The sequence below is a fragment of the Afipia dichlorophenoxyacetatis genome (genome assembly GCF_055386385.1).
Genome location: NZ_AP029250.1, coordinates 1,325,600 through 1,338,523, shown reverse-complemented (window position 1 = coordinate 1,338,523; position 12,924 = coordinate 1,325,600). Strand labels below are relative to the sequence as shown.

Sequence of the window (12,924 nt, the reverse complement as noted above, 5' to 3'; positions counted from 1 at the left end):
TGGGATTGACGATCGCAGACGCCCCTACCCAAGGCCCACTTTAAAATGATTTAAAAGTACATTATTAGCCAAGTCAATTGGCGCGTTCAAAAATTAAATAAGACACTGAAAATAGCGAACAACTTAAATATAATAATTAAATCGAAGGACTCCGCGGAAGAAAGAAGAGACTTAAAAGAATACGCTCCTTGCAGACCGCCGGTGTCGCCACCGCGAATTTCAGGTCAGGCTTCCTGACGCAATGAGCCGAGATCGCTTCAGCGCCTGTGGGGACCTCGGTCGCGCTTGGCGCCTATGAGCATCCCATATGAGTGCCATACCAACGCGTGAGCGCGCTCTCGAGTGGTTTCCACGCCTGCTCAAACCGTGAAAACTTGTGCAGATCCTTCCGGTACAGGCCACGCAGCTCGTGATCGACAGCGGAGAGATCCACACCGACAGGATTGCCATCCTTCACAATAATCCGGCCATCGACCACGACGTCAATCACATGAGACGCATTGCCCCGCGCGAACAGCAGTTCAATGGGATCGACGTCCATGATCGCGTCACGGTCGATGCGATCGAGATCGAGCACCACAAAGTCCGCAGGCGCTCCCGGTGCAAGTTCGCCCGTCCCGAGAGCGCCAGTGGCACGACGACCGTTCCTGATCGCTAGGCCAAGAAATTCTGCTCGCGACCAGGTCCGCTCGAAACCCAACCCGCCGTGCATCATCTGAACGAGCCGCATTTCGCGAATCACGTCGTCGTCTTCGTCCAGCGCCGTTCCATCGACACCAACGGCAATGTCGCATCCGCACTTGTGTGCGGTGCTGATCGGCGCAAGACCGGAATGGAGATGCAGATTGGAACTGAAATTGGTCACGATCCGCGCACCGGAGTTCCCGATCATCTGCAGTTCTTCCGGCGTTGCATGAGCGCAGTGCGCCAGCGTGACCCGTTCAGACAGGAAGCCGATGTCTTTCAGATAACGAACCACTCCGCCCGGGAAAGCGGTATCCGCCCATTGCCTCTGATAGATCGTCTCAAGGAGATGCATGTGAATGCGGCGGCCGGTCCGGCGTGAGCTTTCCGCAATCGCTTCCAGCAACGGCTTGGAGCACCACTGAACACCGGCAGGACCGAACTGCACATCAACCATGGGTCCTGCAATCGCGGCCGAAATATCCTCGGTTAGTGTAGTGTAGTCGTGCGGCGACATCGGCGGGCGTACGAACAGCTCTTCGACAACCTTGCGGGCGTCGCCAGGCAGGTCCGAAAGCACGGGATCACTGTCGCCGTACACCAGCGGATTCTGATCACGCACCGCCAGTGCGAAGGCCATGCGGATGCCGACATCCTCGCGTGCGCGCGCAATCGCCTTGGCCTCATCCACCAAAGACATCGTTCCGCTCGGTCGCGTGTAGTGGATCATCATCGATGCACATCCGGCGCGCGCTGAACGCGCCATCGACGCGACCGCCTGGAGATAAGGATCGGGCGGCGTCCCGAGAATCGTGCGCATGATCCAGCTTTCCAGCGGCATACCCGCGGCGCCGAACGACGACGCCGTAGGCCGTGCATGATCATGGGCATTGATAAAGGCAGGAACGATCAGCCGCCGTGGTTCAGCCGGAGCCGGGCGGTTCTCAGAAATCGCGGTGATCACACCGCCGTCGTAGCTGAGAACCGCATTCTTGAGACAACCACGGTCAGGACCACAGAAGATGCTGCCGGCAGCGATTTCAGTGACCATGACCGGGGTTACCGTTCATATCAGTTCGACATATAGACCAGATCGCGCTCCGCTCGCGGTGGCAGGAATTCACGGGAGAACACTTCGGCCGGTGTCGGCGTGCGCGAGAGCTGATATCCCTCGACCACCATGCCGATGGCACGGGCCATCCGATCATCCTTGATGTCTCCAACGCCAATTTCCTTCATCTCCGGCGAGACGATCAGCTCTTCGTAGGAGTACTTGAGGCGACGCTTTTCGACGTCGGCGTTGATCAGGTTATCGTAATTAACCGTCGCTTTCATCCCCGCATTCTGGTCCTTGCCCACGGCGATGACCGCCTTGTTGACGGCACGCACCAGGCCGGCAACTGCCTTCGGATTCGAGGCGAGTAATTTCCGCGAGACCATCAGGCCGTTGGAATAGAGATCCAGGCCGTAGTCACCGAACGAAAACCACTTGAAGTCCTTGTCGGGGTCCTGACGATTGAGCACGAGATTAAAGTAGCTGGTGATGTTGAACACCAGTGCTGCGTCGATATCGCCCTTGATCAGCATCGGTTCCTGCAGATTGGGCGCCATGTTCGACACCTTGATCTTGTCGCTGTCGAGCCCGTTCTTGTGCACAAACACCGGCAAGAGCCGCGTGGTCGGCGTGCCCTGCGCACCACCAAGGGTGTGACCTTCGAAATCCTTGATGCTCTTGATGCCGCTCGTGTTCTTCGTGACAATGGCGAATGGCGGACGGTTCCACAGCATATAGACCATCACTGGCGCATCCTGCGGCCGAGTCGATGCGTTCTGGATGATCGCGTTCACGTCACCGAAGCCCGCGTCATAGGCGCCGGACATGATGCGCGTTACCGTCGCGCCCGAGCCTTCGCCCTGGTCGATAACAACATTAAGCCCTTCTTCTTTAAAGAAGCCGTTGTCCTTGGCGTAGAAGAAGGCTGCGTCACTGCCCTGCGTCTTCCAGCCCAGAGTAAACTTGATGGTCGTCTCCTGCGCCGCGGCTGTGCCCGCGAGTAGTAGGCTTCCCAGTAACGCAGCACCCAGTCTGGCAAACATGGCGATCTCCTTACGAAGTTAAACGTCGGTTGGTGAAAGCGAGAGGGACCCGGTGCTCATGTTGCAACCAGATCGTTTTTCCGCGTCGCCCAGCCCGTGACCTGCCCTTCGATCAGCGAGAACGCGACGTAGAGGATGACGCCAAGTACGGCGAGAATGAAAAGCCCGGCGAATACGAGCGGCACATCGAAGTTCGATGACGCCGTCATCATCACGTTGCCGATGCCGCGGTTCGACGCCACGGTTTCAGAGAGGACTGCACCGACAAAGGCGTAGCTGATCGCAACCTTTAGCGATGCGAAGAAGAACGGCATGGTGCGCGGCAGACCGACATTCCAAAGGATATCGAACTTGCTGGCGCCGAGTGCCTTGAGCACATCCTCCAGTTCGGGTTCGGTCGTCGCGAGACCTGTCGCGATATTTACGACGATGGGAAAGAAGCAGATCGACAACGCCGTCAGAACAGCCGGCACCGTTCCCGAGCCGAACCAGAGAACGAAAATGGGAACTACGGCGACTTTCGGAATTGAGGAAAACCCAATGAGCAACGGATAAAAGGTGTCATAAGCAACTCTCGACGCACCGATGAACGCACCCAGCACGACACCAAGAGCGACGCCCAGTACAAAGCCGACCATGGTCGTCGCTAACGTCTGAACGATGTGAGGCCACAACACGGGAAAGCGCACGACCAAAGTCGTCATGACCTGTGAAGGCCGCGGCAATACAAGGTCCGACATCCCAGTCAGCAGACAGAACAGCTCCCAGCCCACGAAGAACAGGATGATCAAGCCCGCCGACCACGCCTTCTGGCGAATGTTGAACTCCGGCATGGTCACACCTTTCCTTCCGCTGTCGCCGTTCGCGCATCGACGATGAGCTCACGCAGACGTTGATTGAGCGCGACGAAGTCCGGCTCGAAGGTCATCGCGACCGTCCGCGGACGGCTGAATTCGACCTGGCTGTCGTCGAGAACGCGTCCCGGCCGCGCGCTCATCACGCAGATGCGGCTCGCCAGAAATCCGGCTTCACGCAAATCGTGGGTTACAAGCAGCACCGTGGGTTTATGCGTCATCCAGAGCTGCTGAAGAATTGACCAGAGCTCTTCGCGGGTGAACTGATCAAGCGCGCCAAACGGCTCATCGAGCAGCAGCATGCGCGGATCATGGATCAGCGCCCTGCAAAGATTGGCGCGCTGAAGCATTCCGCCCGACAACTGCCATGGGAAGCGCGCCCCAAATCCCTTGAGGCCGACCTGCTCCAGCAAGGCGTGGGCTTTGTCGCGATATTCAGTCTTGCGAAGTTTTCTGAACTGCGATCGGAACGGCTCGACAATCTTGAGCGGCAACATGATGTTCTGCTCGATCGTCATCCATGGCAGCATGGTCGGATTTTGAAACGCCATCCCGACGCGCAACGCTTTCGCGGCCACTTCCCGGCCACCGACCACCACAACGCCGGTTGACGGCTGCACCAGGCCGCTAACCAATTTCAGAATTGTCGATTTACCGCATCCGGACGGACCGACAAGCGCGACAAACTCTCCATCAGGAATACGCAACGTCGTCTCGGACAACGCAGGCACGGCTTTCGCACCGCGGCCGAACGTGACGGATGCACCCGACAGTTCAATCGCGATGGGCGCATCCAATGGATGCACCGCAGGCGTAAGACTGTCGTCAGAACTCAATCGAAGATTTGCTTGCATGCGGCTCATACCGGGAAGTGTATGCAAGCCGAATGCCAGACAGAAATCGCCGCAGAACCAATGGCGACGTGAAATCCGCGATCTTGCATCGATTTTATTTTGTGCAATTGCGCCGCCAAAGTGCATGCAATTGAGGCGCTGATTTATGCGGCAGCCATGATAGGTAGGACGTGACACTTAAATGTCGGCACTCGGAATTCGCCAATGGCGCCGCAATCAGCCAAGAAAGATGCAGGCTCCTCCGACAAAGTCGGAACGATCTGTCGTGCCCTGCGCCGGGCGATCATCGAACAAGCGCTTGAGCCTGGCGCCAAGCTTCCGGAAGACACGCTTGGTGAACGCTTTGGTGTAAGCCGAACCATCGCGCGCCATGCCCTCGGCCAGCTTGCGGCGGAAGGACTTGTCGAACTGCGCCGCAACCGCATTGCCGTGGTCGCGACACCAAGCTGGCAGGAAGCGCGTGATGCTTTCGATATACGCATCGAACTTGAACGCCTCGTTGTGCGTCAGCTGGCGGGCAAGCTGACGAAAAACCAGGTCGCAACATTAACAGCCCATGTCGATGCGGAAGATGCTGCGCGCAACGGTTCGGACGCGGTTTCGATTCGGCTGGCGACCGAGTTTCACATCCTCCTCGCCCAGATGACGAACAGCCCGATCCTGATTCGCTATGTCAGCGAGGTCGCGTACCGATGCTGTCTCACACTGTCACTCTATAGTCGCCCGCACTCATCCGAATGCGCGATCAGCGAGCACCGAAACATCATCTCGGCTCTGGCAAGAGGCGACGAGGCCAAGGTCATGAGCCTGATGCACAGCCATTTGGATTCCGTGGCCAATCGGGCGCTTGTGACTCCCGCTCCGCAACGCGGCCGAGATCTGATCGATATTCTCGCTCCCTACACCGAAGACGAGACACGAGCAGACGGCAACAAGAAAACCAAGATCACGCGCATCCGTGACGCCGCAGAGTAATTATGCCTTGATGCCGCGCTGCGTCAGAATGCGTTCGGCACTATCGTTCCAGACATCCATCTTGACGATCTGACCGTCTTTCACCACGAAGCGATCAACATAGCGATTACCTTCGAACGGGGTGCCATCAGGCCATTCGCCATAAAGTGTCCCAACGCTATAGACGACCGTCTCGTCAGCACCCGGGCACACGTCAAAACGATCCATCTTCTTTTTGACCCAGCGATAACGGTGCGCGTTGAAGCCGGTCGGGCCGCGTGGATGATCGAAGTCGCGCCCGCCGGTGAAGGTGATGATGGTGTCGGGCTTCATGAATGTCGCCGCACGATCCGGATCTGGAATCATGGAGGCTTCGAGATAGGCCTCGACAATCTCGGCATCGGACATCGCTTGTGTTTCGGCTCGCGCGGCAACGGACATGGTCAACTCCTCAGTTGGTGAATGCTTACAAATCCGCCCGCGGATTGCATGCACATATTTTGGACAATCCAGCGCACAAACTGCACACAATCTGGAGCTGCCGGTGCGACATTCTTGGGCTACTTTGATCCACCTCTAACAGCCTTACCCGCAATGACAGCCCGTACCGCTTTTGACCTGATCCTCCGCCGGGCCATTCTGCCCGGTCTGCCCAATTCCGTCGATATTGGCGTGCGCGATGGCCGCATCGCCGCGATCGAGCCGCACCTCGCTTGCGAAGCGGTCGAGGTCGATGCCGCGGGCCAACTGGTGCTGCCCGGTTTCGTGGAAACCCATATCCATCTCGACAAGGCCTGCCTTCTCGGGCGCTGCGGCCATGATCATGGCACTGTCAGCGAAGCCATCGCTGCTGTCGCTGCTATGAAGCGGGATTTCACGGTTGAAGATATCTATGCAAGAGGCGCCCGTGTGATTGAACGCGCTATCGCGCAGGGCACCACACGCATGCGCACCCATGTGGAGATCGATCCGCGCATCGGTTTGCGTGGCTTTCAGGCGATCAAGGCGCTGAAACGCGACTATGCATGGGCGATGGACCTATCGATCTGTGCATTTCCGCAAGAAGGACTGACCAACGATCCCGGAACGGAAGAGCTTCTGGATGCAGCGCTACGCGATGGTGCCAACCTGATCGGCGGATGTCCTTATATGGACACCGATCCAAATGCTCAGATCGAAAAGCTGTTCGATCTGGCGCAGGCCTTCGATGTGGATGTCGACCTGCATCTCGACTTCGACCTCGACCCCTCCTGGTGGCATCTCGAAGAAGTCTGCCGGCAATCGGAAAAACGCAACTACCAAGGACGCGTTGCCATTGGTCATGCGTCCAAACTCTCGGCTCTGCCGCCGGACGCGTTCGACGCCGCCGCGAGCCGGCTTGCGCAGGCAGGTGTCGCGGTGACGGTTCTTCCCGCGACCGATCTTTATCTGATGGGGCGCGACGTCACACACAAGTCTCCCCGAGGCCTGACGCCGGCCCACAAGCTGATCGACAAAGGCGTGCTCTGCTCGGTATCGACCAACAATGTGCTGAACCCGTTCACACCGTTCGGGGATTGCTCCCTGCTGCGTATGGCAAACTTTTACGCCAATGTCGCCCATGCAGGGGTCAGCGAGTTCGAGACCTGCCTCGATCTGGTCACCAAGCACCCGGCGAAACTAATGAACCTGAAGGACTACGGGATCGCCGTCGGCAATCCGGCGGACATGATCGTGCTCAACACGACAAGCAGCCAGAATGCGATCGCCGAGCTGCCTGACATTGTTTGCGGGTTCAAGAATGGCCGCCAGACGTTCTCGCGCCCGTCTGCAACGCTTTTCGCACCGATGCGACAAGGATAACCGCCGATGACCGAGACCATTGCCGATATTGTCGCCGCGCATCGCGCCGGAAACGCTGATCCAGCAAAGACCGTCGCGCGAAGCTTCCAGCGCATTCGTGACCATGGCGATCCGGCGATCTTCATCACCTTGCGTGACGAAGCGGAGGCTGTGGCGGAAGCCGAAGCACTCAAGGGCAAAGACGCTGCAGCCCTTCCGTTGTATGGCGTTCCGGTTGCGGTCAAAGACAACATCGACGTTGCCGGTCTGCCGACCACAGCCGCCTGTCCGGCCTTCACTTATCAACCGACGCAGGATGCCAACACCGTCGCGCGACTGCGTGCGGCTGGCGCGATCGTGATCGGCAAAACAAATCTCGATCAGTTCGCAACCGGCCTTGTCGGCGTGCGCTCCCCGTACGGCATTCCGAAGAACCCGGTACACGACGGGCTCGTTCCGGGCGGCTCGAGTTCAGGATCAGCCGTTGCGGTGTCAGCCGGACTGGTGCCGCTCTCGCTCGGCACCGATACGGCGGGATCGGGTCGCGTCCCCGCGATGCTCAATAATATTGTCGGGCTCAAGCCAAGCCTTGGCCTGATGTCGACCGCGGGCGTTCTTCCCGCCTGCCGCACGCTCGATTGCGTGTCGATCTTCTCGCTGACGGTCGACGATGCGATGACGGCCCTTAACGTCATGGCGGGATATGATGCGGCTGATCCCTTCTCGCGGCATCGTTCGGTCGGCGCCGTCACCGGCTTCCCCGCTGGATTGAAACTCGGGATCCCGCGCAAGGGGCAATTGCTGTTCTTCGGTGATGCCATTGCAGAGAAAGAATATGAGGCCGCAGTGGCGCGGCTCGTCGCGCTGGGCGCAACACCGGTCGAATTCGACCTCGAGCCGTTCTACGAGACCGCAAGGCTGCTCTATGAAGGACCGTGGGTTGCCGAGCGTTATCTGGTGATCCGCGATCTGCTCGCATCGAACCCGGATGCCGTTCATCCGGTGACACGCGAAATTACACTGAAAGGCGCAAAGCTCGGCGCAGCCGATACATTCGCTGCGCTTTATCGCCTCGAAGCCCTACGGCAGATCAGCGCGCAAACATTCAAAGCCATCGACGTCATGGCGCTGCCGACTGCCCCGACCGCCTATACGGTCAATCAGCTGCTCGCCAATCCGATCGAACTGAACAGCCGCCTCGGCACCTACACGAATTTCGTCAATCTGCTGGATCTCTGCGGTCTCGCCGTTCCGGCGGCCATGCGGACAGACGGCATCCCATTCGGCATCACATTGCTGGCGCCGGCAAATCAGGACGCCAAGCTTGCCAGCATCGGCCGTGCTTTCCACAGCGACACAAAAATGGCTGTGGGCGCGAAAGCTGTTCCGCAGCCGCCGCTCGCCGCGCTGTCGAAGGAGAAAACTCCAAACGAAGTTGCGATCGTCGCTGTCGGCGCGCATCTGTCCGGCATGGCGCTGAATCACGAGTTGCTTCAATTGGGCGGTCGCCTGCTGCAAGCAACGACGACATCAGCCGATTATCGGCTATATGCCTTGAAAGGCACGACCCCACCCAAGCCGGGTATGCTGCGTGTCGATCCGGGAACGGGAGCCGCCATCGCCGTCGAGGTTTGGGCTCTCTCTGTTGAGGCATTCGGCAAGTTTGTGGCCGCGATCCCCTCGCCGCTCTCCATCGGTACGGTCAAATTGGCAGATGACTCGGCGGCCAAAGGCTTCCTCGTTGAAGCGACCGCCGTACAGGGTGCGCGCGACATCACCTCGTTTGGCGGCTGGCGTGCCTTCATGGCCGCGCCAGCAGAGCCGGCCTGAATCAAGCGGAGACTTCGCAGCGCTCACAATTAAGCACCGCCCAGGCGATCCCGATGGATCGCGCCGGGGCGATGTCTCATTCTTTACGATTTGGGTTCGTCGATGACGCTGACGTGGGCAGCAACGATGCGCCACCCCTCCGGAAAACGCACCCACGTCTGCATTTGCCGCCCGACTTTGCCCGGCGTCGTCTCACGGTAGAACAGCGTCGAGGCGACAGCGGTGTCCTTGCCGTATGCGGTAATCACGGTTTTCGCCAACTGACGCATTAGTCCGACGGGGCTTCGCCCAGAGCGAAAAGACGCAATCGCGTCGTAGCCGTAGAGATTCTCGCCGATCCCATAACGAAGAGTCTTCGGATCGTTACGGAACAATTCATCAAGCGTGGCGACATCATTCGTGGTCAGCGCTTTTTCATAGCGCGCAAAGGCTGCGCTGACTTCAGCAACCACATCCGGCGGATCAATTTCAACAGCCACTTCAAAATCCTTTCGGACGCGGTGCGACAGCGGCACCGGTCTGTTCGAGCGCGTGTGCGACACGCAAGGCGATATCTTCACGCCATGGCGCGGCGATAATCTGAACGCCGATCGGCATCGGCTCAAGAGGCACCGGCACGACCACAACCGGCAGGCCGATGAACGAGATCGGTTGTGTATGGATGCCAATGTTAGCCCGAACCGGCAACTCAACGCCATCCAGCGTAAACGTGGTCTGCCCGAGATTCGGCGCAATGCAGGGCGTCGCCGGGGCGACAATCACGTCAACCGACTTAAACAACTCAAGCACTTGCGCGCGGTACCAGCGACGGAACTTCTGCGCACGATCCACGAACGGCGCCGGGATCATCGCACCGGCCAAAAGACGATCGCGGACGGCTGGATCGAAATCGTTGGGCTGCGTGCGCAGCCGGTCGAGATGCAGCGATGCGCCTTCGCAAGTCGAGATCACGTAGGCAGCGGATCGTGCCAGCGCGGCTTCCGGAAGTTCAACCTCCCGTGCAAGCGACAAAGCCTTCGCAATCCGAGCAACGGCTTCCTTCGCCTCCGGGAAGAGATTCTTCTGGAAATAGCCGCCCGCGAGCGCAATCCGCAGATCGCCAATCCCACGATCGATTGACGCTGACACCGGTTCAATCGGTCGATCGACGCAAGCGGCATCGTCCACATCAGGCCCCTGCATGGCGTCATAGGCGATTGCGAGATCCCGTACTGTTCGCGCGAATGGCCCCAGATGGTCGAAGCTTGGTACGAAGGGAAACGACCGGGCGCGTGTCAGCCGGCCGTAAGTCGGCTTCAAACCGAACACCCCGCAGAACGATGCCGGCACGCGGATTGATCCGTTGGTGTCCGATCCCAGCGCCAGCGGCACAAGCCCACCGCCGACCGCACCGCCCGAACCACCGGACGAACCGCCCGTCATGCGCGTCACATCGTGAGGATTTCGCGACGGCCCATCGTGAATGTTTTCACCGGTGAAGTCATAGGCGTATTCGCCCATGTTCAACGCGCCGACAAGAATGCCGCCGGCGGCTTCCATCCTCTCAACGAGGGTTGCATCCCGGGATGCTGGCGCACGCGTACGGTTGATCTTCGAACCTGCTCGGGTCGACAATCCTTCGACATCAAAAAGATTTTTGACTGCAAACGGAACACCGGCGAGCGGTCCAAGCTTTTCACCGCGTGCAATGGCGCTGTCGACCTTCGTAGCCTTCGCGCGCGCACGATCCGCAAGCACATCAGTAAATGCATTCAGCACAGGGTTGTGCTTTTCAATCCGCGCGAGAACAGCATTCACCGCGTCCAACGCCGACACTTTCTTGCCCGAAACTGCCTCTGCGATGCGAGAGGCGGACGACCAGTCCAGATCATTCATGCTGCCACCCTCAAACCCGATAGATGCTGGCTGGTTCGATTTCGTCAGGCAGCGGGAATTCCTGCACCATCCCCGCCATCTTCAGCGAGACATCAAGGTTCGCACGAATGGCTGGCTTCCAGGCCTCCTCCACCGGCAGCGCAAGCGCCTCGGCAACGGTGTCGATATAAGTGTCCAGTGGGTCGGTCGGCATGGATAGTCCTTCTCGTGAACAGCGATGATCAATCGATGCGCCGAAGCGGCGCATGGATTTCAGAGTTTCAAAAGGCTCAATTATTATGTCCCGACAAAAACTCGGGCGCGAGATGAATCTCGCGCCCGAAGTTGCCGCGCTCGGGATTAGAAACCGATCGTCGTCAGGTCCTGGAACCAATGCTGCGCCTGGACGAACTTCTTGACCTTGGGCGACAGTGCATGGGGGTTGGTGTCGTGAACCACCCAAACAAGCGCCGCATCATCGACGATGAGCGCATGGGCCTGCGCGATCAGTTCGTCCTGCTTGACGGGATCAAACGTCTGCTTGGCTTCGTTGATCAACGCGTCGACCTTCTCGTTCTTGTAACCGCCCCAGTTCACACCGACCGGCGCAATCTGGTCGGACGCAAAGAAGCGCACGATGGCGTAGAGCGGATCTGACGTCACATAAGCGATATTGTTCGCCGTGATGCCCGCGTTCATTTCATCAGCCGCTCCCTTGCGCCAGTGGGTATAGAGCGTTTCCAACTCGACGACCTTGAAGTCGACATCGATGCCGATTTCCTTGAAGCTCTGCTGCAGATATTCGTTCATCGGCAGTGAGAGCATCTGGCCGGTGCCGCCCTGCGCGATGATGAACGTCGCCTTCAGCGGCTTCTCTTTCGAGTAACCAGCTTCTTGCACCAGCTTCTTTGCAGCTGCCGGATCGTATTTGATATCGAAGGTTGGCTTACCGAACCATGGGCTTGAAGGGTCAACCTGGCCCTTCGCTGGTTTCGCAAGACCATTCATCAACCCGACGATACCTTCACGATCGATCGCGAGATTAAGCGCCTTGCGAAGTCGAACATCGGTCCAGGGCGAGCCCGGCAACACGCTCAGATGATAATTCCAGACGTGAGGCGTGATGTTGTCGACGATCTTCATGCCCGCCGCTTTCAACTGCGGCACAGCGTCCGGCGCGGGCGTCTCGATCAGATCGACCTGGCCTGCAAGAAGCGCATTGGTACGGGTGAGCGCTTCCGGCATCGGAATGAGAACAAGCTTGTCCGTCTGCGGAATTCGCTTCTTATCCCAATAGTCAGTGTTCTTGGTCAGCTCCGCCAATTCGCGCGGAACAAGCTTGGTTAGCTTGAACGGACCGGTGCCGGACGGCTGGCTCGCAAATTTGTCCCAATCCTTGCCAAGCTTTTCATACTGGGCCGGACTTGAGACCAGGAACCACAGCATCTGATATGGAAAGAAGGAGTCCACCGTCTTCGTCGTGATCTCAACGGTGTCGTCGTCGATCTTCTTGTAGCTCGCAACCGATGGAAGACGCGTCTTCACCTGTGCGCTCTGTCGCTTGTCGAACTGCGGCGCCTTGTCGTTCAGAACCTTGTCGAGATTCCAGATCACAGCGTCGGCGTTGAAGTCGCTGCCGTCATGGAACTTGACGCCTTTGCGCAGCGTGAAGTGCCACTTCGTCTTGTCCGCCGGATCGACCTTCCACTCAGTTGCGAGGCCGGGCACCAGTTTGCCCGGACGGTCGGCCACATTCATCTCCCATGAGACCAACGGATCGTAAATGGTGTAGCCGGTAAATTGATAAGCGCCTGCCCCTCGATCGGGCTGCCCCGTGGTAAGCGGGATATCGGCCATTGAAATGCCGTATCGCACCACCGTCTCAGCCTTTGCGGGCACGATTGCGCCCAAAATGGCCGCCAATGCCGCGACAACAATTGAACTTTTAATACTCATCTCAAAGCAGCTCCAAAGGT

General features: G+C 58.5%; 12 protein-coding genes. 3 read left to right on the top strand and 9 right to left on the bottom strand.

Annotated features, from left to right (window positions below; genetic code table 11):
* Positions 1 to 292: 292 nt before the first annotated feature.
* The 4 genes from ACZ5C3_RS06210 to ACZ5C3_RS06195 are packed head-to-tail and all read right to left on the bottom strand — an operon-like array spanning position 293 to position 4,489.
* Positions 293 to 1,735: an amidohydrolase family protein gene (locus tag ACZ5C3_RS06210; protein WP_464036106.1), complete on the bottom strand. Its 1,443-nt coding sequence runs from the start codon at positions 1,733 to 1,735 to the stop codon at positions 293 to 295.
* A 20-nt stretch (positions 1,736 to 1,755) separates the two neighbouring features.
* On the bottom strand, positions 1,756 to 2,781 hold the full coding sequence (locus ACZ5C3_RS06205) for an ABC transporter substrate-binding protein (RefSeq protein WP_464036104.1): 1,026 nt from the start codon (positions 2,779 to 2,781) through the stop codon (positions 1,756 to 1,758).
* A gap of 56 nt (positions 2,782 to 2,837) precedes the next feature.
* A complete protein-coding gene (locus tag ACZ5C3_RS06200) occupies positions 2,838 to 3,614 on the bottom strand; it encodes an ABC transporter permease (RefSeq protein WP_464038269.1) in 777 nt (258 codons plus the stop codon).
* A 2-nt stretch (positions 3,615 to 3,616) separates the two neighbouring features.
* The gene (locus ACZ5C3_RS06195; protein WP_464036103.1) at positions 3,617 to 4,489 is read right to left on the bottom strand and encodes an ABC transporter ATP-binding protein; all 873 of its coding nucleotides are present in this window, start codon (positions 4,487 to 4,489) and stop codon (positions 3,617 to 3,619) included.
* A 204-nt stretch (positions 4,490 to 4,693) separates the two neighbouring features.
* Here ACZ5C3_RS06195 and ACZ5C3_RS06190 point away from each other — a divergent pair, with 204 nt between their 5' ends.
* A complete protein-coding gene (locus ACZ5C3_RS06190) occupies positions 4,694 to 5,464 on the top strand; it encodes a GntR family transcriptional regulator (RefSeq protein WP_464036101.1) in 771 nt (256 codons plus the stop codon).
* Here the strand turns inward: ACZ5C3_RS06190 and ACZ5C3_RS06185 are convergent, their stop codons facing one another.
* Positions 5,465 to 5,884, bottom strand: coding sequence for a nuclear transport factor 2 family protein (locus ACZ5C3_RS06185; RefSeq protein WP_464036099.1), 420 nt, complete (start codon positions 5,882 to 5,884; stop codon positions 5,465 to 5,467). It lies immediately after the preceding gene.
* 153 nt (positions 5,885 to 6,037) lie between these two features.
* Here ACZ5C3_RS06185 and ACZ5C3_RS06180 point away from each other — a divergent pair, with 153 nt between their 5' ends.
* Positions 6,038 to 7,285 (top strand): amidohydrolase family protein, encoded by a 1,248-nt coding sequence (locus tag ACZ5C3_RS06180; RefSeq protein WP_464036097.1) that lies wholly within the window; start codon positions 6,038 to 6,040, stop codon positions 7,283 to 7,285.
* Between the two features lie 6 nt (positions 7,286 to 7,291).
* Positions 7,292 to 9,094 (top strand): allophanate hydrolase, encoded by a 1,803-nt coding sequence (gene atzF, locus ACZ5C3_RS06175; RefSeq protein WP_464036096.1) that lies wholly within the window; start codon positions 7,292 to 7,294, stop codon positions 9,092 to 9,094.
* 83 nt (positions 9,095 to 9,177) lie between these two features.
* On the opposite strand, the gene hpxZ is transcribed toward atzF, so the two are convergent.
* From hpxZ to ACZ5C3_RS06155, 4 genes are all read right to left on the bottom strand, one after another.
* Positions 9,178 to 9,573: an oxalurate catabolism protein HpxZ gene (gene hpxZ, locus ACZ5C3_RS06170; RefSeq protein WP_464036094.1), complete on the bottom strand. Its 396-nt coding sequence runs from the start codon at positions 9,571 to 9,573 to the stop codon at positions 9,178 to 9,180.
* Position 9,574: 1 nt separating this feature from the next.
* Positions 9,575 to 10,969 (bottom strand): AtzE family amidohydrolase, encoded by a 1,395-nt coding sequence (locus ACZ5C3_RS06165; RefSeq protein ID WP_464036093.1) that lies wholly within the window; start codon positions 10,967 to 10,969, stop codon positions 9,575 to 9,577.
* A 10-nt stretch (positions 10,970 to 10,979) separates the two neighbouring features.
* Complete coding sequence (locus ACZ5C3_RS06160) at positions 10,980 to 11,162, bottom strand: DUF4089 domain-containing protein (RefSeq protein ID WP_464036091.1); 183 nt, start codon at positions 11,160 to 11,162, stop codon at positions 10,980 to 10,982.
* 146 nt (positions 11,163 to 11,308) lie between these two features.
* Positions 11,309 to 12,904, bottom strand: coding sequence for an ABC transporter substrate-binding protein (locus tag ACZ5C3_RS06155; protein ID WP_464036089.1), 1,596 nt, complete (start codon positions 12,902 to 12,904; stop codon positions 11,309 to 11,311).
* Positions 12,905 to 12,924: the final 20 nt, after the last annotated feature.

Excerpts from the sequence above, each read along its gene's own strand:
- ACZ5C3_RS06155 (WP_464036089.1), bottom strand. The coding sequence starts at position 12,904 with ATGAGTATTAAAAGTTCAATTGTTGTCGCGGCATTGGCGGCCATTTTG.
- ACZ5C3_RS06210 (WP_464036106.1), bottom strand. The coding sequence starts at position 1,735 with ATGGTCACTGAAATCGCTGCCGGCAGCATCTTCTGTGGTCCTGACCGT.
- ACZ5C3_RS06200 (WP_464038269.1), bottom strand. The coding sequence starts at position 3,614 with ATGCCGGAGTTCAACATTCGCCAGAAGGCGTGGTCGGCGGGCTTGATC.
- ACZ5C3_RS06180 (WP_464036097.1), top strand. The coding sequence starts at position 6,038 with ATGACAGCCCGTACCGCTTTTGACCTGATCCTCCGCCGGGCCATTCTG.
- ACZ5C3_RS06165 (WP_464036093.1), bottom strand. The coding sequence starts at position 10,969 with ATGAATGATCTGGACTGGTCGTCCGCCTCTCGCATCGCAGAGGCAGTT.
- ACZ5C3_RS06190 (WP_464036101.1), top strand. The coding sequence starts at position 4,694 with ATGGCGCCGCAATCAGCCAAGAAAGATGCAGGCTCCTCCGACAAAGTC.
- ACZ5C3_RS06205 (WP_464036104.1), bottom strand. The coding sequence starts at position 2,781 with ATGTTTGCCAGACTGGGTGCTGCGTTACTGGGAAGCCTACTACTCGCG.
- ACZ5C3_RS06195 (WP_464036103.1), bottom strand. The coding sequence starts at position 4,489 with ATGCAAGCAAATCTTCGATTGAGTTCTGACGACAGTCTTACGCCTGCG.
- ACZ5C3_RS06160 (WP_464036091.1), bottom strand. The coding sequence starts at position 11,162 with ATGCCGACCGACCCACTGGACACTTATATCGACACCGTTGCCGAGGCG.
- atzF (WP_464036096.1), top strand. The coding sequence starts at position 7,292 with ATGACCGAGACCATTGCCGATATTGTCGCCGCGCATCGCGCCGGAAAC.
- ACZ5C3_RS06185 (WP_464036099.1), bottom strand. The coding sequence starts at position 5,884 with ATGTCCGTTGCCGCGCGAGCCGAAACACAAGCGATGTCCGATGCCGAG.